Consider the following 20971-nt stretch of genomic DNA (forward strand, 5'->3'; position numbering starts at 1 on the left):
GGGTGCATGGCCAATAACACAGAAGCGTCAGAGTAATGCCACCACCGCGCGACCCGAGCGCAGGACGATTCCCACCCGGCGTCTCGACTTGCTTTGCGGCAACCATCTATTCTTATGAGTGTGAGCGAGCAGACAATCAAGATTCAGCTTCCGGATGGTTCAGTGCGCGAAGTTCCGCGCGGCACAACAGCATTTGACGTGGCGACGAGCATCTCGCCGCGGCTGGCGGCAGCGGTCGTTGTGGCGCGGATTCGTCCGCTTACTCCAACGTCCGTCAGTACCGTAGCAGACGACGAAGCTTCTGAGACCGAGATGTACGGCGCAGCCACAGGCGCGGAGCGTCTCGTCGATCTCGCAGCGCCGCTGACGGAGGACGTCGCGCTGGAACTTCTGAAGGAGACCGACGGGGCTGCGCTGAAGGTCGTTCGCCACTCTGCCGCGCACGTCATGGCGACAGCCATCCTCGAACTCTTCCCGGAGACCAAGCTCGGGCACGGACCCGCGACCGACTCCGGATTCTTTTACGATGTCTATCGCGAGACCCCCTTCAGCGAAGAAGATCTCGCTGCCATTGAAAAGCGGATGGCTGAGGTCGTCGCGCGCGATGAAAAATTCATCCGCGAAGGAGAGTCGCGCGAGATGGGCCTGAAGGACTACGAGCAACAGGGCGAGTTCATGAAGGTCCACTTCATCGAAAAGTTCACGCAGCCCGGCGATGAGATCTCCCTCTACCGGAACGGAGCGTTCGTCGACTTCTGCCGCGGGCCGCACGTACCCTCTACCGGCCGAGTCAAGGCATTCAAGGTCACCTCCGTCGCAGGAGCCTACTGGCTCGGCGATGAGAAGAACCAGCAGCTGCAGCGCATCTACGGAACCGCCTTCTTCAACAACAAGGATCTCGACGCTCACTTCAAACGTCTCGAAGAGATCAAGGCTCGTGACCACCGTGTCCTGGGCAAACAGCTCGATCTCTTCTCCATCCAGGAGGTCGCGGGATCGGGTCTCATTTTCTGGCATCCCAAGGGCGGCCTCATCCGCAAAACCATGGAAGACTGGATGCGGGAAGAATGTATCCGTCGCGGTTACGATATGGTCTACACCCCGCACATCATGCGCCGCGACCTCTGGAAGATCTCCGGCCACGAGGGCTTCTACTCGCAGAACATGTATCCTCCGATGGAGCTCGACGACGCCGAGTATCGCCTGAAGCCGATGAACTGCCCCGGCCACATCCTTATCTACAAAAACTCCCCGCGCAGCTATCGCGACCTGCCCGTGCGCTACGCGGAGCTCGGCAACGTCTATCGCTACGAGCGCTCCGGCACCATGCACGGCCTATTGCGCGTTCGCGGCTTCACGCAGGATGATGCCCACATCTTCTGCACACCTTCGCAGATCGAAGACGAGGTAGTCGCGTGCATCGACTTCGCGCAGAGCGTGCTCCACACCTTCGGCTTCGAAGAGTTCAAGGTCGAACTCTCCACCTGGGATCCGAACGACCGCAAGAGCTATACCGGCAGCGAAGAGAACTGGCACCTCGCCATCAACTCGCTCAAGTCAGCGCTCGGCCGCAAAGGTATCCCGTTCAAAGAGATCCCTGGCGAGGCGGCTTTCTATGGCCCCAAGATCGACATCAAGCTCGTCGATGTGCTCGGTCGCATGTGGCAGCTCTCGACGGTGCAGTTCGACTTCAACCTTCCCGCGCGCTTCGAGCTCGAATACAAGGGCGAAGATGGCGAACTCCATCGTCCCGTTATGGTGCACCGCGCACTCTTCGGTTCGGTTGAGCGCTTCTTCGGCGTCCTCATCGAACACTATGCCGGAGCCTTTCCGCTCTGGCTTGCACCGGTCCAGATCGGACTCGTCCCCATCTCTGAGAAGCATCTCGAATACGCCGCTGCTGTCAAAGCCAAACTCGAAGCCGCCGGTCTGCGTGTAGAGCTCGACGCACGCAACGAAAAGATGAACGCCAAGATCCGCGAGTTCACGCTGCAGAAGGTTCCATTCGTCCTCATCATGGGCGATAAGGAAGCGGCCACTGAGAGCGTGAGCGTCAGGACGCGTGGCAAAGGCGACGAAGGCAGCGTTAGCCTCGCCGACTTCATCGAAAGAGCAAAGCGGTTGCAGGAGTCCAAGACCATCACACTCTAAACTAAGCCAGTTGTACTCCAGAGGCTGACCATGGCATCGCTCTCAGACGACGACCGCATCCGGGCGATTGCGATTCTGGAAGACCTGCGGCAAAAGATCGCGGCCGCTGCTGAATCAGACCGCGATCGCCTCTTCCAGATCCGCCGCTACATTCTCAAGCGGCTGGAGTTCGACGAGCGCGGCACGCCCACGCAGCGCCGCAGGTTGAAAGAGCAGAAGCGCAGAAGCCAGCGCGGACTATGCGCCATGTGCGGCGGTTCCCTGCCTGAGCGAGGCGCAGAGCTCGACCGCTTCCGCGCCATCGACGGCTACACTGCAGGAAACACCCAACTCCTCTGCCGCAACTGCCACCAGACAGCCGAAGCCGAGCGCGGCAGCATCTGAATCTCTAGCTCCGCTTCCGCACTCACATTTGATAGAGTCCATCGCAAGATCCAGTTACACCAGGCCAGGCAGAGAGTTCTCTCAAACCACCGTATTCAGAGGGGAATCGTTAGGATAGTTTCAGGAGCTTCATGTTTACCATCAGCGACAGCGTTCATATCAACGCTCCCATCGACAGGGTTTTTCTCCTCTCGACTAACATCGAGCTGGTGCAGCAGACCCTCGGCCTGAAACCCATCGAGGGCAAGACCAGCGGCATGATCGTAGGCGGGGACAGGTTGCTTTGGGCAGGCTGGAAGTTCGGGTTTCCACAGATGCACGAATCCCTGATCACTAAATATGAACGCCCAAACTACTTTCAGGACACAATGGGCCGAGGCCGCTTTCAAAGATTTCAGCACGATCATCACTTTACCGAGATCGGCGGACAGACCCTGCTCCACGATAAGGTGCGCTTCACTATGCCTTATGGATGGGCAGGCTCACTCGTGGCGCAGGCAGTGATGGTGCCGCACATCTCCAAGCTGCTGCGCAGACGTATGCATCTTTTGAGAAAGATAGCCGAAAGCGGAGAGTGGAGAGAGTATCTCCCTGATGACGCGCTTTAGCGTATCGTCACTGCATTCATTTGCAGTCACGCCGCATTCATTTACATTCGTCTAACTATCGGGAGAAGCATTCCTGCATCACACCTGTTAGAGGATTTGCTCTTATGAAGGCTGTCGTTCTGCATGAGTTTGGTGGACCAGACAAACTGAAGTACGAAGAAGTTCCAGATCCTGTGGCTGGCGCAGGCCAGGTGCTTGTACGCCTCTCGGCTACCAGCATCAACCCCGTAGACTTTAAGCTGCGCAGCGGAGCAATGAAGGAGCGCATGCCTCTCGAGCTGCCCGCGATCCTCGGCCGCGACATCGCCGGCATCGTTCGCGCAATCGGCGAAGGGGTAAGCGGATTCGAGCTAGGCGATCAGGTCATGGCGCTTGGAAAGAACAGCTACGCCGAACTCACCGTCGTCGAAGCATCCGATCTCACTCATCTTCCAAAGGGCCTCGACTTGGTCGAAGCTGCAGCACTTCCTCTCGTTACTCTCACTGGCAGACAGCTCATTACGCGAGCCGTAAAGATTCAGTCCGGTCAGACCGTTCTCATCGCAGGCGCCATGGGCAATGTAGGCCGCTCGGCAGTCATGACAGCCAAGAAGACTGGTGCCATTGTCATAGCAGGAGTCAAGAAGTCACAGCTGAAAGAAGCCGCTGACCTCGGCGCCGACCAGGTCCTCGCCCTCGATGACGCTGCCGCCATGGAGAAGCTTGGATTCATCGACGCCGTGGCCGATGCTGTGGGAGGGGAAACTGCGCAGAAGCTCCTCGCCAAAGTGAAGCAGGGAGGTACCTTCGGATCTGTGCTTGGGCCTCCGGAGAACGCAAAGATGCACCCGACAGTTAAAATCGAAGCCATCATGGTCCACAGCGACTCCAAGGAGCTGTACGAGCTCGCTGAAGACGTCGTCGCTGGCCGGCTAAAGATTCCGATCGATCGTATGGTTCCATTGGCCGAAGCCGGCAAGGCTCAGGAAGCCGCAGAAAAGGGTGGAATTGGAAAGATTCTGTTACTATCGTAATTCGAGTAACGGGCGCGGAGCCGAGGACGGCTGGCCATGAATACTATTCGACTATCGACTTGGATTGATGCACCGGTTGAGCGCTGTTTCCTGCTCTCGCTTAGTATCGATCTGCACGTCGAATCTGCACATAAATCCAACGAAAAAGCGATCGATGGGATCACCACAGGCCTTATCAGCGAAGGGGAGACGGTTACCTTCCAGGGCCGCCATCTCGGTATGCGGTTGCGCCATACGAGTCGCATCGAAAAGCTGCGTCCCTACTCGTACTTTCGCGATGTCATGGTCAAAGGCGTCTTCGGACGATTCGAACATGAGCACCACTTCGCCGCTATGGACGACGGTACCCGCATGCGCGATGAGATCCGGTACTCCGCCCCTTGGGGACCACTTGGGCGACTGGCGACGAAGCTATACCTACAGCGCTATCTATCAGCATTCCTGACAGAACGTAACGCTTACATCAAACAGGTAGCCGAGTCCGACCAGTGGCACAACTACCTCGACGGTCGTAGCGAACCAGCTCCGCCTCCTTCGCAAAAGGACACGCCACGCCGATGGGACGCGACCGCGGTTCTGCGCAGCTCTCAAGGGTAGCGAATCAGAAGTCACCTGACCTCCGCTATCTCAGTCAACTCCTGAGAAAAAGACTGTAGACATGCTATCGACGGCGAAAGCTGTTACGGATCGCCTTTGCGCGTTCAGCCGAGACGGGAGCCGCTACCCCCTCATACCCCACCGGATAAAGAACGACGAAGCGCCGCGGACCTTCACCCGAAGAGGCCGTTGGAAGACCGGACTTCGACAGTGCCACATGCAGCATCCGGCGTTCGCGCGAGGTCATCGGTGGGAACGAGTAAGGCCGGCCAGTTGAGCGAACCTCTAAGATGCCTGTCTCGGCCAATTGAAATAGTTCTTTGTCCCGATTCGCCTTGAAGCCCTCAGCGTCGAACGAGATCTGGTCGTGCTCCTCCGGTTCGAGCCGGAGAATTTTGGCCGCGACGTGTTCAATCGCATGAAGAAGCTCACCGTTACGCGCCAGCAGAAGAGGCGTATCGGGTCCGGTGAACTCTACCGTAATACAAGGAAGTGAACTGGAAGGGGAGTCTGGGGTGTGAGAGGAGTCCGAAGAGACAAGAGAGGTCTTACCGGCGTGTGGGCTGGTATCGGGTTGCACGTGGCCGTTGCAGGCAAGGATGTGAGACTTGAGTTCCAGATTGCCCATACCGCTCAGGGTTTCAAGGAAGTCAGCTATCTTTCTTGCTGCATGGACCGGGTCATTCAGAAGATTCGTCATACGTCAGGACACTTACTTACTTACTTACTCAACTGAATTCTATTGAACTATATCTAATATGCCGCCATTTGGCGGCATAAACTATGTATACGGTTGATAAATCTGAACCTATGGATGTCCCATTTCGGTACACCGCCGACCTTGGCGTTACCGCTTGCCCTGGATCGTCGTTCCCGTTCCTGCCTTGCGCCGTGCACGTTTGAGAGCGATCTCGCGCATCTCCTGGCCCATGCTGGTGCGGTTCATCACCGACTGTTGAATGATACTGATCAAGTTACCAATTGCCCAGTACAGTGCCAAACCTGAGGCGTAGTTCCACGTCATGTAGCCGGTCACCGCAGGCATCATAAATGCCATCATCTTCTGCTGCTGCGGATCCACACCAGGTGAAGGCGTATAGAACTGGACCAGGAACTGGCTCACGACCATCACGATCGGCAGAATATGGTAGGGGTCGGCGGAAGAGAGATCCGGCAGCCAAAGCCAGTGCGCCTGGCGAAGCTCCACAACTGAGCGCAGCATTGTGTAGAACGCAAACAACAGAGGAAGCGTAATCAGCGTCGGAATACATCCGCCGAACATGTTCACGCCGTTGTCCTTCTGCAGCTTCATAATCTCGACGTTCATCTCGTTGCGCTTCGGATCCGTCGCCTTGTACTTCTTGTAGCGCTCTTTGATCGCGTCCATCTGCGGCTGAATCCGCTGCATCTTCAGACCGCTCTGCATCGTTTTAATGCGGAACGGCAGAATCAGGCAGTTGATCAGTACGGTCAGGATGACGATCGCCCAGCCCCACGAGCCCGGCCAGTTCGTAACGATATGCGCATGGATGAACTGCAGCGTAAGGAAGAGATACTTACCGATAGGCCCGAAGAATCCGAAGTCCAGCAGCGGCTCCAGCGTCATCGTATCGCCCGTCGCGTGGATCGCCTTCAGTACACTCACTGCCTTCGGTCCGGCATAGATGCGTGTCTGCGTTCGTCCGCTCGTATCGCCAAGCGCGACGCCGAGCACTGGAACCTCCATCGCACCCTTCGATGGCGCACCCGAGCCCAGCCCTGTCCGCCGAATCGTCTTCGCCACATCCAACTGCGCATGCTGCGTCGCCAGGGTAGCCGTATCAGGTGAGTCCGGCAAGAAGATCGCCGCAAAGTACGTATCGCTCGTACCCGCCCAGTCGAACGGCCCGTTCAGCGTCTCGCCGCCCGACACCTTCTTCGGCGCCAGGTGCTGCTCTTTGCCATTACGCGCTATGTCGACCTGCGCGCCCGCATAGGCCGCTGCATTATCCTGATCGCCAAACCCACCCGGCCAGTTGATCAGCGCACGCACCGGAGCGCCTCCGCGCGTCACCTCTACATCGGCGTGCAGCACGTAGGTCTCGTCGAACGAAAATGTCTTCCGAACCTCGACCGCTCCATCGGAGTACTTGAACGTCAGGCTAGCCGGAGCCGCAAGATTTCCCGAAGCCGAGGCTACATACAGTCCCTTGCTCAGTGCCGTCGTCAGCGCGGCGTCATACGTGTACAGCGAAAGTGGATAGCCAAACTGATCCGCCGCCTGTGTATGCACCAGGTTCAACGGTTTGCCGTCGTTATCCTTGTACTTCTTCAGCATCCAGCTCAAAACCTGGCCGCCCCGGTTCGTAAACGTGATCCGGTACAGCTCGTTCTCGACCGTCGTCGTCGTCTCAGCAGCCGCCTGCACCGCTGGCACGCTCGCAGCAGATGCAGATGCGGGCGAAGCAGCACTGCCCGCCTGCGTCACCGAAGAGGCATCCGCCCCACCTGTAACCGGAGCAGCGCTGTGTGCGGCGTTGGGCGAAGCCGTCTGCGGATTGTTCCGCGCCCGAAAGTACTGCAAGCCGAAAAATACCGTGACCAGGACGAGCATCATGACGAGCAGCGATTTGTTGTCGCCGCCGCCTTGCTGATTGGGGTTCTTGAACTCTGCCAAAAGAGACTTCCTATTCTGTGCTGAAGTAAGGCTAACGCCGCGCTTATATGAGCCGCACGATCTATGGTAAATGGTCTGCGTGAATGTCTGGGCTGGTAGAGCCGCTCTCGCGCCCGCCGGACACCCGCTCCGGAACCGGATCAAGGCCGCCTCGCGCAAACGGATGGCACCGTCCCACCCGCCGCAATGCCAACCACGACCCCCTCAACACCCCAAACCGCACCAGCGCAACGTACGCATACTCTGAGCACGTCGGCAGATAAACGCACTGCGACGGACTGAACACATGAGCCACCGGCGAGACTAAAGTCTTATATATCCAGTACACAACTCGAACGCCGAGCTTTACCCTCAACCCCGGCTCAGGCGAGTCATCCCCGGACGATCTCATCGGCCCTTCGGCTCCACATCGCCGCCGCGCTTCTCTGCTGCCCGCTGGATCGCCCGAAACACCCCGGCAACCTCCCGCTCCAGCGTCGCAAAGTCCAGGTCGATCACGCTCCGCCGCGGATGCAACACCACGTCCACCGGCAGATGCAGCATCGCAAGATTCTTCCGTACGGCCTCCCGCATCCGCCGTTTGATGCGGTTGCGATCCACGGCCTTCCCCATCACCTTGCCGACCGTCAGGCCAACTCGCGGAGCTGCACCATCTACCCCGCGCAAAGGCTCTCCATCCGGCCCCAACTGCGGCCGCACCATGTAGAAGTAGCTCATTTGTTTCGCGAACTGTTTCCGGCTGGCCTTATACACGCGCTGGTAGTCAGCATGTTTGCGCAGGCGAAAGATCGAATTGGGTGTAGGGGTCATTCGGAGCGGCCTGAAACGGCACCTGCCGCTACTCTCTATCGTACAGCCATCGAGCCAGAACAAACGCACCGCGCAAAGAGAAGGCCCGCTTCCAGGAGCGGGCCTTCACCATCTGCACTTCATTACCGCGTACCGATACTACCTCTTGCTGCTGCCTGAGTGGGAGTGCTCTCCACCCTTCACCGAAGCCTCATGGTTCGGCTGATTCTTGTTACCCATACTGCCCATCTTCCCCTTGTTCCCCTGATCACTCTGGTTGGCGTTTACGCCCTGACTTGCCTGATGCAAATGCTGACCGCCCTTCACGGAAGCCTCTTGCGAAGGGGGATTGTGTGTTCCTTGATTTGCCATGACCGTATTGCTCCTGCTGTCGGTACCGCACTTCGTTCGCTTTCGCGACGCCGGCATTGCACAGTAGGAGGCCGCCCCACGACGGTTGGTTGCCCCAGAAACTGCGTTCCGTTTTCCAATTCCCGGCTCCAGAGATCATCCAATTTCGCTCTCTACCGTCCGGCGATTCCAACCCTACCCCGAACCCATTTCAATTCACCCGCATGCAAACATCGACTGTGGCAAACAAGCCATGCGCATAGACGCAACAAAGCCATCGAGCGCGAGAGTCTCTTCTCCTCGATGGCTTTGTTGCTATAAAGATCTACTTGAACGTCGGATCATTCGAACGTTGGCCATCCGCCTATCCCAGTCCACTCCGATGGCAACTGGCCATCGGTAGACTCCAGAACGAATGCCCGTGGATCACGAAGAGCTAGACCAGAAGAACTAAATCAAACCGGCCAGCCACATCTTCCGCACGGGGGCGAAGATTAGTCGCGGAATCCAGCGCTGACGGCGATCTTGTGACGGCCCTTGGCGCGACGGCGATTCAGCACCGCGGCTCCTGCCTTGGTCTTCATGCGGGTAAGGAAGCCGTGGGTCTTGGCGCGGTGGCGGCGGTTAGGTTGAAAGGTACGCTTCGGCATGACAAAAACTCCTGCGCAGGAGACAGACTCCCGCTCAAACTTTTAAGCTGTTGCAACAATCTCTGAGTATACCCGATCGGACGCGATTTTTCACAGCCCGCCACTTGATTTGTCATCCGAAGGGATCTGCTGTCGTCGTTGCCATTCGTGTCGGCGGACCCGCGAAGTCTCACCCGCGAGGCAGTCGAACATACCGCATTTACCACCCCGTACCACGCCGAAGAAAAACCCAGACCACCCAATCAATAGCAAAGCCATCGAACCTCCCAATGTCACGCCTCGCGAATAGCACAACGCATCGCGCAGCAACAGAGAAAAATTTCTAAAACAAGGAAAATTCCCGCCGCAACGAGTAGAAATTTCTCTTCTTCACCGCGAATGGTGCAACTTCTCTTTTTTGACCGAACACACCGAAAAACCGCTTCTTTTCCGTGCTACTATCGAACCCGTTTAGTAAGTAGTTTCTCTGCACGTCCAGCTGTTCCGCACTCTGTATTACGTGAACCACTGCTCTCCGCCCACCTGATTCTGTGATAGGCACTAGCGGAGAGAACTCTGGCAACGCACGTCACTCATCACCAGTCCACATTCGGGCAGGGATGGACGTCTGTTTGCTAATTGTCACGCTTTACTCGTGACTGCAAAAGTGCCGCAGTTTGGGTTGAACCAGGAAACAAGACAAGGAAACTAAGAATGTCATTCGTTCCGACGGCGACCGCCGTATTGAATTATTGGGTTCGTATCCTGGCTGCTCTTGAAAAAAAGATCAACCGCCAGTCGTATGAGACATGGCTCAAGCCCACGCGCTTCTCCCACATTGAGGGTAAGAAGCTCTTCGTGCGGATCCCGTCCAGCGACTTCCAGCACATCGGCGACCGCTACGCCGATCTCATCCAGGAAGCCATCGACAACCTCGGCCTCGACGTAGAGACCGTCAGCTTCACCACGCCAGAACAAGACCCCCGCGCGCCCAAGGTGCGTGAGGACGGCGGCTTCGCACCCGTACCTAGCCATAGCCAGAACGCGCCCCGCCAGAGCCGTCTCGGCGGCTCCTCAAACTCCGTCACGGGTCCTACGCCTGAGCAGGCGCGCTTCGACTGGAGCGCAGCCTCGCAGCTCAACCCGCGCTACCAGTTCGACGCCTTCGTCATCGGCAGCGGCAACCAGTTCGCCACCGCCGCCGCACAGGCCGTCGCCGAGCGGCCCTCCAAGGCCTACAACCCACTCTTCCTCTACGGTGGCGTAGGCATGGGCAAGACTCACCTCATGCACGCCATCGGACACGACGTAAAACGTCGCCAGCCCCACGCCTCCATCTCCTACGTCTCCGGCGAAAAATTCACCAACGAGATGATCAACTCCGTCCGGTACGACAAGATGACCGGATTCCGCGACAAGTTCCGCAACGTCGACGTTCTCCTCATAGACGACATCCAGTTCCTCGCCGGCAAAGAGCGCACCCAGGAAGAGTTCTTCCACACCTTCAACACCCTCCACGAGAGCATGAAGCAGATCGTCATCGCCTCGGACCGCCCTCCCAAAGAGCTCGCCGACTTCGAAGACCGTCTCCGCTCGCGCTTCGAATGGGGCCTCATCGCCGACATTCAGCCACCCGATCTCGAGACTAAGGTCGCCATTCTGCAGAAGAAGGCTGAGAGCGAACAGACCCAGCTCCCCACCGATGTCGCGATGTTCATCGCCTCGAACGTCCGCACCAACGTGCGCGAGCTCGAGGGCGCCCTCGTCCGCCTCATCGCTTGGTGCTCCATGCACGGCGTGGAGATCACGCTCGCAGTCACGCAGCAGTGCCTCAAGCAGTTCATCGACACGCAGGTCCGCAAGATCACCATCGAGACCATCCAGCGCACGGTAGCTGAGCAGTTCGGCATGCGCGTCGCCGAACTCAAGCAGAAGAACAACTCCCGCCAGATCGTCGTGCCGCGCCAGATCGCGATGTACTTGGCCAAGCAGCTTACTGAGGCCTCGTTACCGGAGATCGGTCGTCAGTTCGGCGGTAAGCACCACACCACGGTCATGCACTCGATCTCCAAGATCGATGAGCAGCGCCGCGCGGATAAGGACCTGAACCGCACTATCAACAAACTGATGGAGACGCTCAGCTAAAGACCGTGTCCTGCCGGACGGGCCGCTTGCTCAGCAGGAGGTCACTTCGTGGCTTTTATACCGGTCACGCAACTACAAGCAGCAAAACTCCTCCCGTTGGTCGGAATCATCATCCGCCGACCAAAGGGAGGCCTTACGTTCATCACTCCACCAAAACAGGTACAAAAGTCACGAAGTGACCTCTCCACGTACGGTAGGACCCTCTCCATTACACTAAAGACTGTATGTTTATTGACGAAGCACGAATTCGCATCAAAGCTGGCGACGGCGGTAACGGCTGCATGGCCTTCCGTCGCGAAAAGTTTGTCCCCAAGGGCGGTCCCTCCGGCGGTGATGGAGGTCACGGCGGCGACGTCATCATGGCGTCCTCTCTAAGCCATAACACCCTCGTCCACTTCCGCTTCAATCCCGAGCACAAAGCTCAGCGCGGCGGCCACGGTCTCGGTTCCAACTGCTCCGGTTACCAAGGCGAATCCATCACCCTCAAAGTCCCTGTCGGTACCCTGCTCTACGACGACCAGACCGGCGAACTCATCCATGACTTCGCCCGCCCCAACGAGACCATCGTGATCGCTAAGGGCGGACGCGGTGGACGCGGTAACCAGCACTTCGCCACCAGCACCCACCAGGCTCCGCGCGAACACGAACTCGGCCGCTCCGGCGAAGAGCGCTCCTATCGCCTCGAACTCCGCCTCCTCGCAGATGCAGGCCTCGTCGGTTATCCCAACGTAGGCAAGTCCACCCTCATCTCGCGCATCTCAGCGGCTAAACCCAAGATCGCCAACTACGCTTTCACTACGCTCGAGCCCAACCTCGGCGTCGTTCAGGTAGGCGACTTTCCCCACACCGAGTCCTTCACTATCGCCGACCTCCCCGGCCTCATCGAAGGCGCGCACCTCGGCCACGGTCTTGGCATCCAGTTCCTCAAACACATCGAGCGCACCAGCGTCATCGTTCACCTCGTCGACGTCTCTGACTCCAGCGCCACCGAAGGCACCTCGCGCCCCGATCCAGTCGAGGACTACAAGGTCATCACCGCCGAGCTCAAAAGCTTCGACCCCGCACTCGCGGCCAAACCCACCATCCTCGTCGCCGCCAAGGCCGATGTTGCCAATCCTGACAAGCTCAAGAAGCTTACCGCGATGGCCAAGCGTCGCAAGCTCCCGTTCTACGCCATCTCCGCAGTCACTGGCGAAGGCATCGAGCCCCTGAAACACGCCATCGCGAAACTCGTCGAAACCCACCGTCCGATCGACCTCGAGCCCGAGCCGCTACCACCCGCGAAACTGAAGCCCAACTACCCACCGCCACCCGGATCAGCACGCGGTCGCGCCTAGTTTCTTCGAACCATTCGAAACTGGCCGCGAACCTCAGCATCCGGCGACAAGCCGATATACTTCTCTCGCAAAAGATTCAACGCTCTGCGTCCTCTGGAAGTATGTCCCCTTCCAGGAGATCTCAGAGCTCATCGAAAGGCCCTGTCATGCTCATGCCTCGCTCCGCCGCTGCCTTCTGCCGCACCATCACAGCCGCAGCCCTTCTCTCCGCGAGCATCTTCGCCTCCGCGCAGTTCGTTGGCAACGATCCGCAGGCCGTAGAAAAGCGTGTAGACAGTCTCCTGTCTAAGATGACACTCGAAGAGAAGGTCGACCTCATCGGCGGCGACACTCCCTTCCGCACCCACGCCATTCCCCGCCTCGATATTCCCTTCTTCCAGATGGCCGACGGTCCCGTCGGCGCGCACATCCCTGCCCCCACCATCGCTTACGCCGCCGGTATTGGTCTCGCTGCGTCGTGGGATACCTCGCTCGCACTGAACATCGGCCAGCAGCTCGGCCGCGACTCACGCTCCCGTGGCGCAGCCTTCATCCTCGGCCCCGGCGTCAACATCTACCGCGCCCCCATGAACGGCCGCAACTTCGAGTACTTCGGCGAAGATCCCTTCCTCGCCAGCGCCATCGCCGTCGGCTACATCCGCGGCGTTCAGCAGCAGGGTGTCTCCGCCACCGTCAAACACTTCCTCGGCAATAACTCCGAGTACCTCCGCCACGACTCCGACTCCATCATCGACCAGCGCACCCTGCGCGAGATCTACATGCCCGTCTTCGAGGCTGCCGTCAAAACCGCAAAGGTCGGCGCCATCATGGACTCCTACAACCTCACCAACGGCGCGCACATGACGCAGAACAAGCCTCTCAACGTCGACGTCGCCAAAGACCAGTGGCACTTCCCCGGCATCATCATGTCGGACTGGGTCGCCACCTACGACACCGCCGCAGCCGCAAACGGTGGCCTCGATCTCGAGATGCCCTACGGCGTCTACTTCGCTCCGGAAAAAATTCTCCCGCTCATAAAAGACGGCACCATCTCCCAGGCCACGCTCGACGACAAGGTTCGCCGTATCCTCCGCGTCGCAGCAGACTTCGGCTGGCTCGATCGCCCCCAGCTCGACATCGACATCCCACGCTACAACATTCAAGGCCGCGAAGCCTCCCTGCAAGCCGCGCTCGAAGGCGCCGTTCTGCTTAAGAACGAAGATCACGCCCTCCCGCTCGACAAGAAATCCATCAAGACCATCGCTGTCATCGGACCCACCGCCACCCAGACCGTTACCACCGGCGGCGGCAGCGGCGAGGTCGTCAGCTTCGCCAGCACCAACCTCCTCGTCGGCGTCAGCAACTATCTCGGCGATCAAGCCAAGGTCCTCTACGCACGCGGTCTCTACAGCACCTTCCAGATGTCGCGCCTCACCCACTTCACCACCGACGCCGAGGGCACCACCACTGGCGTCACCCACGTCACCTACGCCAAAGCGAACCTCGAAGGTGACGTCACCAGCACCGTAACCGAGGCCACTCTCGGCACCGCCGGTTCCACACGCCGCGAACCCGAGGAGCAGGAGCTCAACGCCCTCACCGCGCACAGATCCGCCAACCCCTACGTTCGACCCACCAACAGCAGCAAGTGGACCGGCTACTACACGCCCGCGGAGGCAGGAAAGTTCGCCATCTTCGTCCAGACCGACGGCAAGTATCGCCTCCTCGTTGACGATGCCGTCGTCTTCGACAGCTCCGTCGTTCCCAAGTACATCCTCAACCAGGCCACACTCGATCTCACCAAGGCTCCACACAAAGTCGTCCTCGAGCAGCTCTCTCAGCAGATCGGCTCCGTCTCCGGCATGCGCGCCGGCATCGCTCCCCTCGCCACCATCGTCGAAAAAGATGCTCTCGCCATGGCCTCCAAGGCGGACGCCGTTATCCTCGCCGTGGGCTTCAACGCTGCCTCCGAATCCGAAGGCGGAGATCGCAACTTCGAGCTTCCCGTAGGTCAGGAGCAGCTCATCCAGCAGATCGCCGCCCTCGGCAAAAAGACCATCGTCGTCATCACCTCCGGCGGTAGCGTCGATGTCTCCAACTGGCAAGACAAAGTCCAGGGCATCTTCGAGACCTGGTACTCAGGCGAAGAGGGCGGTGTCGCCGCGGCCCGCCTGCTCTTCGGCGATGCCAATCCCTCCGGCCACCTGCCCATTAGCTGGGAGAAGCAGATCACCGACAACCCCAGCTTTAAAAGCTACTATCCCGATCCCGGCACCGACAAGATCGTCTATCGCGAAGGCATCTTCATGGGCTATCGCGGCTACGAGCACAACCACGTCGAGCCGCAGTACCCCTTCGGCTACGGCCTCTCCTACACCACCTTCTCCTTCAGCAACCTTAAGAGCGCACCCTCCGGCGACGGCCGTTTCAATGTAACCTTCGACGTTACAAATACTGGACAACTCCCCGGCGCCACGGTAGCGCAGCTCTATGTGGGCGAAGCCTCTCCTAAAGTCGAACGGCCCGCTAAAGAACTGAAGGCGTTCCAGCGCGTCCTCATGCGGCCCGGCGAGACCAGGCACGTCGTCGTCGATCTCACACCGCGAAGCTTCAGCTATTTCGACGTCAAGTCGTCCTCATGGCACGCCGATGCGGGATCGTACAATCTGATGCTGGGAGACTCGTCCCAGAACATCCAGCAGAAGATCACGATTCAACTACCCAAGTCGCTCACAACCTCTGTAAGCGAGTAAAGCCAAGCGCCTGCGCGGCGAGCGATCACTTCGTGATTTCTATACCGCGTTGCGCGGTCCTCCCGCTGGTCGGCACAAAGATCGAAGCGACCAACGGGAGCCGCACCCGAAGGGATATCAAAATCACCCGAAGTGATCGCCGCCCGCGCAGGGCGCTCGTCCGGCAGGACATATCTCTACTACCGCGTCTTACCCCTCACCGACGCAAACAGACCCGGCCCCACCTCGATCAGCCGCGGCATCATGTTGAAGACCGACACCTGGCTCCAGGGCTCACCGCTCCGTGTACGAAACCCCTTCTCGTTCAGATCGCTGACGATGTGCGAGTAAGAAAAGTCCTGCCCCAGTAGATCCATCATCAGCATCAGCGCCCGGTTCTCCGTCGGATCAACCTCCAGCCGCATGCAGTCATCCGAGATGCGCAGGCCATAAGGTATCTCCTCGCTAGCGACTCCCTCCCTCGGTGCCTCCGAATCAGGCAGCTCCCGCCGCCACTCGATCGACACCATCTGCCATCCAGCCTTGGTACGCTGCTCCATCACATCGGGACTAAACGGCCCGGAGATCACATCGCGAATCCGTTCAAAGTACGCCATGGCAAGCCTCCGCACATCGTCTTTCCACGTGGTCTAACCGCAATTAGCCAGCCAAAGCAAAACGCATCGTCTGATCCCGCAAAGCGCTCATCACAGAAGAAATAGCCACAGACCGCAACGAAACCTCCACCTCCACATATGTCCACTTTCGCAAATCCTGTTCGCTTTCGGACGCCCGCAGAGTCTTACGGATCTTTGTCATCTGTTTGTCAGATAGCCTCTGTCCAAAAGGGTTTGAAGCTCCCATCCCGTAAAATATCCTCACGGGAGTTGTGATGCAGACAGCAGATAATCTTTGCCCCGGGATACTTCACGCGGTTCCGGCGAAAGATGGCTTGCTGGTTCGCATAAGAACTCCCGGCGGCCTGATCGACGGCAACCAGCTCAAGGCAATCGCCCACGCCGCCGAAGCCTTCGGCCAGCCCATCGTCGACATCACCGCCCGCGCTAACATCCAGCTGCGCGGCATCCGCCAGCAGGATCTCGCCTCGCTCGTCGAAGCCCTCGCCTCCGTCGACCTCATCCCCTCCGTCCCGCACGACCGCATTCGCAACATCGCCGCCAGCCCCCTCGCTGGCCTCGACCCCGAAGAGCTACTGGACGCTCGCCCGCTGGTACGAAGCCTCGATCACGCGCTCATCAACGACCCATCCCTCGCATCGCTCCCACCCAAGTTCAACTTTCTGATCGACGGAGGAGGACGACGCTTCGACACCGACGCAGCCGACATCGCCCTCAGCGCCATCGATCTTTCCGGTAGCATACGTTTGCACCTCACCATCGGAGGCGTCGCATCCGGCCTCGCCGTAGCTGTCGAACACGCCGTCGAGTGCATGGTCGAAGCCGCACACACATGCCTCGCTCTCTCCGCCGAACACGCAATCCCCTGCCGCGCAAAAAAAATCGCCTCCACAGACGGTGCACTCGCTCAACTCATCGCCCGCCTCTCACCCATGCTTCTCCCATGCCCAACTCCAGCGCACTCCCCGCAGATCTCACCCGCTCCCATCGGCATCATCCCCTCCACACAACGAGGCCAAATCCACATCATCCCGTCCATCCCCCTCGGACGCATGACCTCGACACAGGCACAAGGCGTCGCAGAGATTGCACTCCGCTACGAAGCCGATCTCCGGCTCGCCCCCTGGCGCGGAGTCGTCCTTGCATCACTTCCCGCACAAGCAATCGACACCATCCTCGCCGAGCTACAGAACCTCGGCCTTCCCTCTGACGCCAGCGATGGATTCGCCGGCATCGCCGCCTGCGCAGGCATCAGCGGATGCGCCTCCTCACTCGCCGACGTCCGCCACGATGCAGCCCTGCTGGCACAACGTTTAGCCGGAAGCAAAATCTATCAAGGCTGGACCATCAACCTCTCCGGCTGCGACAAGCGCTGTGCCATGCGCAACGGCGCCACCGTGGAGTTGGTCGCAACCCCATCCGGGTATAACCTAAAGCTGGACGGAGCCCCTCTCCGTCCCGGATGTTCGTCTGAAGCTGCGATTGACTTGGCTGTCTCTTCGCTATCCGGCGAGCCACGACCAGAAAGCGAACTATGAGTCTTACGTACGTCAAAGACGGTGCAGCGATCTATCGCGAATCCTTTGCAATCATCCGAGCCGAAGCCGATCTCTCCCGCTTCTCGCCGGAGCTGAGCCGCGTCGTCGTCCGCATGATCCATGCTTGCGGCATGACCGATCTTCCGAAGTACATCTCCGCCTCGCAAGGAGCAGCCGAGGCCGGACGAAAGGCCCTGCTCTCCGGCGCGCCGCTTCTCTGCGACTCCGAGATGTCGGCCAAAGGCATCACCCGCTCCAGGCTTCCCAGCCAAAACGAAGTCGTCTGTACCCTCGCTGATCCCCGCACCCTAGCACTCGCCGCACAGCTTGGAACCACGCGCAGTGCCGCTGCACTCGACCTGTGGAGCGACCGCCTCGGCGGCTCCGTCGTTGTCATCGGCAACGCGCCCACCGCTCTCTTTCGCCTGCTTGAGCTTCTCGAAACAGGCGCACCCAAGCCTGCACTCATCCTCGGCATCCCCGTCGGCTTCGTAGGCGCGGCAGAGTCGAAGGACGCCCTCGCCCGCAACCAACTCGGCCTCCCTTACATCACCGTCCTTGGCCGTCGCGGCGGAAGTGCAATGGCTGCCGCCGCCGTCAACGCGCTGGCGAGCGAGGCAGAATGACCCTTCCAACGCATCCGCCAACGCAGCCTGGACGTCTCTTCGGAGTAGGCCTCGGCCCAGGCGATCCCGAACTCGTTACCCTTAAGGCCCTGCGCATCATCCGCGAGGCGCACGTCATCGCCTTCCCCACCGCAAAGCACGGTCGCAGCATAGCCCGCTCCATCGTCGCCTCCGAGCTCACCCACGGACAGATCGAACTTCCCATGGTCTATCCCCTCACCACAGAAGCTCCCAGCGACCCCGGTGGCTACGACGCTGCAATCGAAGACTTCTACGACCGCACCGCCGAAGAGATCAGCGTCCACCTCCAGCAGGGCCGCGACGTCGCCGTCCTCTGCGAAGGCGACCCCTTCTTCTACGGCTCGTACATGTACTTGCACGACCGCCTCGCCCATCGTTTCCTCACCGAGGTCGTGCCCGGAATATCCTCCGTCACCGCAGCCTCCTCGCGCCTCGGCATCGCGCTCGTGCGCCGCGATTCTGTCATGACCGTGCTGCCCGCAACGCTCTCCGAAGATCAGCTCGAACAGAAACTCAGACAGCCCGGCGCATTCGTCATCATCAAAATCGGCCGCAACTTCGCCAAGGTAAAAAATGCCCTCCGCCGCGCCCGCATAGAAGACCGCGCCTACTACATCGAGCGCGCCACCATGGCCGCCGAACGCGTCCTCCGCGTGCAAGATGTAGATCCCGAGTCCGTCCCATACTTCTCCCTCATCGTCATTCCAAACGCGGTCCCAAACGCTATCTCAGATCCTGCAGCGAACGAAACCGCGCACACCACGAACGCCTCGAACCAGCCAGAGATCGTAGTCCTCGGCCTCGGCCCCGGCGATCCTGACTGGATAACACCCGAGGTCCAGCAAGCTCTCCACGAAGCCACTGACCTCGTCGGCTATCAACCCTACCTCGACCGCGTCCCACACCATCCCGGCCAGCGCCACCACGGCTCCGACAACAAGGTCGAAGCCGAGCGCGCACGCGATGCACTCGCTCTCGCTGCATCGGGCCGTCGCGTCTGCGTCGTCTCCTCCGGCGATCCCGGTATCTTCGCCATGGCCACCGCAGTCGTGCAGGCCATCGAAGAAGGCCCAGAAGCCTGGCGCTCCATCCAACTCCGCGTTCTCCCCGGCGTCTCCGCCATGCAGGCCGCAGCCGCGCGCGCCGGAGCTCCCCTCGGCCACGACTTCTGCGTCCTCTCCCTCTCCAATCGCCTCAAGCCATGGGAGATCATCACTCAGCGCATCCGAGCCGCCATGAGCGCCGATCTCGGCCTCGCCCTCTACAACCCGGTCTCCTCCGAGCGCAGATGGCAGCTCGGCGAAGCCCGCGAGATCATGCTCCAATATCGTCTTCCGCAGACACCCGTCGTCCTCGGCTACAATCTCGGCAAGCCCAACGAGCGCGTCGTCATCACCGATCTCGGCAGCCTCGACCCTGCAACCGTAGATATGCAGACCATCCTCCTCATCGGCTCCTCGACCACAAAGATGTTCGCCCTCGCCGATGGCCGCAAGCTCGTCTACACCCCCCGAACCTACGGCACTGCCGACTTAAAAACTGACGCCCTCACTTCAGCAGCGACAAAAGAAGGAACAAAAGAGATAGGCATGGAGATCGCAACCGGAGCCGCAACCCCGTGACCCTCCCCACTGCCCTCCGTCGCGGATGGACCACCGGCGCCTGCGCGACGGCCGCGGCCAAGGCAGCCTACACCGCCCTCCTCACCGGCAGCTTTCCGGACCCCATCCAGATCACCCTCCCCGCCGGCCGCCAGGTCTCCTTCGTCCTCGCTCAACAAACCCACGGCGACGATTACGCCACCGCCGGCATCGTAAAAGATGCAGGCGACGATCCCGACGTCACTCACGGTGCCCTCATCCTCGCCACCGTGCGCCGCGCCCAGCTCAACACCGGAGTCAGCTTCCGCGCCGGTCCCGGCGTAGGCACCGTCACCAAGCCCGGTCTCCCCCTTGCCATCGGAGAACCAGCCATCAACCCTATGCCCAGGGAGATGATGCGAACCGCCATCGCCGAGGTCGCTCATCAGCTCTCCGACACCACCGACGTCATCATCGAGATCTCCATCCCCAACGGCGAAGCCATCGCCCTCAAGACCATGAACCCCCGCCTGGGAATCCTCGGCGGCTTATCCATCCTCGGCACCACCGGTATCGTCATCCCCTACTCCTGCGCCGCCTGGATCGCCTCTATCCACGAAGGTATTGACGTCGCCCGCGCCCTCAACCTTCCCCACATCGCTGGAGCCACCGGTTCCACCTCAGAGGCCGCCGTCGCCCACCTCTATCAACTCAGCGAGAGCGCCCTCATCGACATGGGCGACTTCGTCGGCGGCATGCTCAAATACATCCGCACCCATCCCGTGCCGCGCGTCACCATCGCCGGAGGCTTCGCCAAGATCTCCAAGCTTGCCCAGGGCCGCCTCGATCTTCACTCAGCCCGCAGTCAGCTCAACCTCGCCGAGCTCTCCCAACTCGCCGCAACTCTCGGAGCCTCGCCCGAACTCCAACAGCAGATCCTTCACTCCAACACCGGCCTCGAGACCCTTCAGCTCGCCACCAGACAAGGCGTCCCCCTCGCCCAGGCGGTCGCTCTCCAAGCCCGCGCCGTCGCAGAGCGCGTCCTCGAAGGAACCCCCATCACCCTCGACGTCGTCATCATCGACCGCGAAGGCACCCCCATCGCCTCCGCTCCCGGCCCAGCCTGAGAGACAGTCCATCTCACATGCCACCACTTGATAAATTAGAAGAAGCCAAACCTCTCATTACACACCCTCG

At 59.9% G+C, this 20971-nt stretch carries 19 protein-coding genes; 12 read left to right on the forward strand and 7 right to left on the reverse strand.

Annotated features, from left to right (window positions below; genetic code table 11):
* Positions 1 to 114 precede the first annotated feature (114 nt).
* The 5 genes from thrS (at position 115) to GSQ82_RS14505 (ending at position 4753) form a co-directional block, all read left to right on the forward strand.
* Positions 115 to 2151 (forward strand): threonine--tRNA ligase, encoded by a 2037-nt coding sequence (thrS, locus tag GSQ82_RS14485; protein WP_158792945.1) that lies wholly within the window; start codon positions 115 to 117, stop codon positions 2149 to 2151.
* A 30-nt stretch (positions 2152 to 2181) separates the two neighbouring features.
* Positions 2182 to 2535: an HNH endonuclease gene (locus GSQ82_RS14490; protein WP_158792946.1), complete on the forward strand. Its 354-nt coding sequence runs from the start codon at positions 2182 to 2184 to the stop codon at positions 2533 to 2535.
* Positions 2536 to 2666: 131 nt separating this feature from the next.
* Entirely contained in the window at positions 2667 to 3143 is a 477-nt protein-coding gene (locus GSQ82_RS14495) for an SRPBCC family protein (protein WP_158792947.1), read from the forward strand.
* A gap of 104 nt (positions 3144 to 3247) precedes the next feature.
* A complete protein-coding gene (locus GSQ82_RS14500; protein WP_158792948.1) occupies positions 3248 to 4156 on the forward strand; it encodes an NADP-dependent oxidoreductase in 909 nt (302 codons plus the stop codon).
* 36 nt (positions 4157 to 4192) lie between these two features.
* On the forward strand, positions 4193 to 4753 hold the full coding sequence (locus GSQ82_RS14505) for an SRPBCC family protein (RefSeq protein WP_216847090.1): 561 nt from the start codon (positions 4193 to 4195) through the stop codon (positions 4751 to 4753).
* A gap of 64 nt (positions 4754 to 4817) precedes the next feature.
* Here GSQ82_RS14505 and GSQ82_RS14510 read toward each other — a convergent pair whose 3' ends face one another.
* From GSQ82_RS14510 to rpmH, 6 genes are all read right to left on the reverse strand, one after another.
* Positions 4818 to 5453 carry a R3H domain-containing nucleic acid-binding protein gene (locus GSQ82_RS14510; RefSeq protein ID WP_254061654.1) on the reverse strand — a complete coding sequence of 212 codons (636 nt, stop codon included), beginning with the start codon at positions 5451 to 5453 and terminating at the stop codon, positions 4818 to 4820.
* Between the two features lie 147 nt (positions 5454 to 5600).
* The gene (gene yidC, locus GSQ82_RS14515) at positions 5601 to 7409 is read right to left on the reverse strand and encodes a membrane protein insertase YidC (protein WP_158792949.1); all 1809 of its coding nucleotides are present in this window, start codon (positions 7407 to 7409) and stop codon (positions 5601 to 5603) included.
* A 61-nt stretch (positions 7410 to 7470) separates the two neighbouring features.
* Positions 7471 to 7800: a membrane protein insertion efficiency factor YidD gene (gene yidD / locus GSQ82_RS14520; protein WP_158792950.1), complete on the reverse strand. Its 330-nt coding sequence runs from the start codon at positions 7798 to 7800 to the stop codon at positions 7471 to 7473.
* The gene (gene rnpA / locus GSQ82_RS14525; RefSeq protein WP_158792951.1) at positions 7797 to 8219 is read right to left on the reverse strand and encodes a ribonuclease P protein component; all 423 of its coding nucleotides are present in this window, start codon (positions 8217 to 8219) and stop codon (positions 7797 to 7799) included. The genes yidD and rnpA overlap by 4 nt, the downstream gene beginning before the upstream one ends.
* 138 nt (positions 8220 to 8357) lie before the next feature.
* On the reverse strand, positions 8358 to 8570 hold the full coding sequence (locus tag GSQ82_RS14530; protein WP_158792952.1) for a hypothetical protein: 213 nt from the start codon (positions 8568 to 8570) through the stop codon (positions 8358 to 8360).
* A 473-nt stretch (positions 8571 to 9043) separates the two neighbouring features.
* Positions 9044 to 9199 (reverse strand): 50S ribosomal protein L34, encoded by a 156-nt coding sequence (gene rpmH / locus GSQ82_RS14535; RefSeq protein WP_013582097.1) that lies wholly within the window; start codon positions 9197 to 9199, stop codon positions 9044 to 9046.
* A gap of 693 nt (positions 9200 to 9892) precedes the next feature.
* On the opposite strand from rpmH, the gene dnaA reads away from it, so the two are divergent.
* The 3 genes from dnaA (at position 9893) to GSQ82_RS14550 (ending at position 15392) form a co-directional block, all read left to right on the forward strand.
* Positions 9893 to 11323 (forward strand): chromosomal replication initiator protein DnaA, encoded by a 1431-nt coding sequence (dnaA, locus tag GSQ82_RS14540; protein WP_158792953.1) that lies wholly within the window; start codon positions 9893 to 9895, stop codon positions 11321 to 11323.
* Positions 11324 to 11547: 224 nt separating this feature from the next.
* The gene (obgE, locus tag GSQ82_RS14545) at positions 11548 to 12660 is read left to right on the forward strand and encodes a GTPase ObgE (RefSeq protein ID WP_158792954.1); all 1113 of its coding nucleotides are present in this window, start codon (positions 11548 to 11550) and stop codon (positions 12658 to 12660) included.
* A 146-nt stretch (positions 12661 to 12806) separates the two neighbouring features.
* Positions 12807 to 15392 (forward strand): glycoside hydrolase family 3 C-terminal domain-containing protein, encoded by a 2586-nt coding sequence (locus GSQ82_RS14550; protein WP_158792955.1) that lies wholly within the window; start codon positions 12807 to 12809, stop codon positions 15390 to 15392.
* A gap of 179 nt (positions 15393 to 15571) precedes the next feature.
* Here GSQ82_RS14550 and GSQ82_RS14555 read toward each other — a convergent pair whose 3' ends face one another.
* A complete protein-coding gene (locus tag GSQ82_RS14555; protein ID WP_158792956.1) occupies positions 15572 to 15988 on the reverse strand; it encodes a hypothetical protein in 417 nt (138 codons plus the stop codon).
* A 275-nt stretch (positions 15989 to 16263) separates the two neighbouring features.
* On the opposite strand from GSQ82_RS14555, the gene cobG reads away from it, so the two are divergent.
* From cobG to GSQ82_RS14575, 4 genes are read left to right on the forward strand one after another with little or no spacing between them, the layout of a single operon-like run.
* Positions 16264 to 17547 (forward strand): precorrin-3B synthase, encoded by a 1284-nt coding sequence (gene cobG / locus GSQ82_RS14560; protein ID WP_158792957.1) that lies wholly within the window; start codon positions 16264 to 16266, stop codon positions 17545 to 17547.
* Positions 17544 to 18173 (forward strand): precorrin-8X methylmutase, encoded by a 630-nt coding sequence (locus tag GSQ82_RS14565; protein WP_158792958.1) that lies wholly within the window; start codon positions 17544 to 17546, stop codon positions 18171 to 18173. Before cobG ends, GSQ82_RS14565 begins: the two co-directional genes overlap by 4 nt.
* The gene (locus tag GSQ82_RS14570) at positions 18170 to 19816 is read left to right on the forward strand and encodes a precorrin-2 C(20)-methyltransferase (protein ID WP_158792959.1); all 1647 of its coding nucleotides are present in this window, start codon (positions 18170 to 18172) and stop codon (positions 19814 to 19816) included. Before GSQ82_RS14565 ends, GSQ82_RS14570 begins: the two co-directional genes overlap by 4 nt.
* Positions 19813 to 20901 (forward strand): cobalt-precorrin-5B (C(1))-methyltransferase, encoded by a 1089-nt coding sequence (locus GSQ82_RS14575; protein ID WP_158792960.1) that lies wholly within the window; start codon positions 19813 to 19815, stop codon positions 20899 to 20901. Before GSQ82_RS14570 ends, GSQ82_RS14575 begins: the two co-directional genes overlap by 4 nt.
* Positions 20902 to 20971 lie beyond the last annotated feature (70 nt).

Source organism: Granulicella sp. L60, from assembly GCF_009765825.1.
Lineage (GTDB): Bacteria > Acidobacteriota > Terriglobia > Terriglobales > Acidobacteriaceae > Edaphobacter.

What these genes read in the sequence shown, in the direction of transcription:
- thrS (WP_158792945.1), top strand. Translation starts at nt 115, where the DNA reads ATGAGTGTGAGCGAGCAGACAATCAAGATTCAGCTTCCGGATGGTTCA.
- GSQ82_RS14490 (WP_158792946.1), top strand. Translation starts at nt 2,182, where the DNA reads ATGGCATCGCTCTCAGACGACGACCGCATCCGGGCGATTGCGATTCTG.
- GSQ82_RS14495 (WP_158792947.1), top strand. Translation starts at nt 2,667, where the DNA reads ATGTTTACCATCAGCGACAGCGTTCATATCAACGCTCCCATCGACAGG.
- GSQ82_RS14500 (WP_158792948.1), top strand. Translation starts at nt 3,248, where the DNA reads ATGAAGGCTGTCGTTCTGCATGAGTTTGGTGGACCAGACAAACTGAAG.
- GSQ82_RS14505 (WP_216847090.1), top strand. Translation starts at nt 4,193, where the DNA reads ATGAATACTATTCGACTATCGACTTGGATTGATGCACCGGTTGAGCGC.
- GSQ82_RS14510 (WP_254061654.1), bottom strand. Translation starts at nt 5,453, where the DNA reads ATGACGAATCTTCTGAATGACCCGGTCCATGCAGCAAGAAAGATAGCT.
- yidD (WP_158792950.1), bottom strand. Translation starts at nt 7,800, where the DNA reads ATGAGATCGTCCGGGGATGACTCGCCTGAGCCGGGGTTGAGGGTAAAG.
- rnpA (WP_158792951.1), bottom strand. Translation starts at nt 8,219, where the DNA reads ATGACCCCTACACCCAATTCGATCTTTCGCCTGCGCAAACATGCTGAC.
- GSQ82_RS14530 (WP_158792952.1), bottom strand. Translation starts at nt 8,570, where the DNA reads ATGGCAAATCAAGGAACACACAATCCCCCTTCGCAAGAGGCTTCCGTG.
- rpmH (WP_013582097.1), bottom strand. Translation starts at nt 9,199, where the DNA reads ATGCCGAAGCGTACCTTTCAACCTAACCGCCGCCACCGCGCCAAGACC.
- dnaA (WP_158792953.1), top strand. Translation starts at nt 9,893, where the DNA reads ATGTCATTCGTTCCGACGGCGACCGCCGTATTGAATTATTGGGTTCGT.
- obgE (WP_158792954.1), top strand. Translation starts at nt 11,548, where the DNA reads ATGTTTATTGACGAAGCACGAATTCGCATCAAAGCTGGCGACGGCGGT.
- GSQ82_RS14550 (WP_158792955.1), top strand. Translation starts at nt 12,807, where the DNA reads ATGCTCATGCCTCGCTCCGCCGCTGCCTTCTGCCGCACCATCACAGCC.
- GSQ82_RS14555 (WP_158792956.1), bottom strand. Translation starts at nt 15,988, where the DNA reads ATGGCGTACTTTGAACGGATTCGCGATGTGATCTCCGGGCCGTTTAGT.
- cobG (WP_158792957.1), top strand. Translation starts at nt 16,264, where the DNA reads ATGCAGACAGCAGATAATCTTTGCCCCGGGATACTTCACGCGGTTCCG.
- GSQ82_RS14565 (WP_158792958.1), top strand. Translation starts at nt 17,544, where the DNA reads ATGAGTCTTACGTACGTCAAAGACGGTGCAGCGATCTATCGCGAATCC.
- GSQ82_RS14570 (WP_158792959.1), top strand. Translation starts at nt 18,170, where the DNA reads ATGACCCTTCCAACGCATCCGCCAACGCAGCCTGGACGTCTCTTCGGA.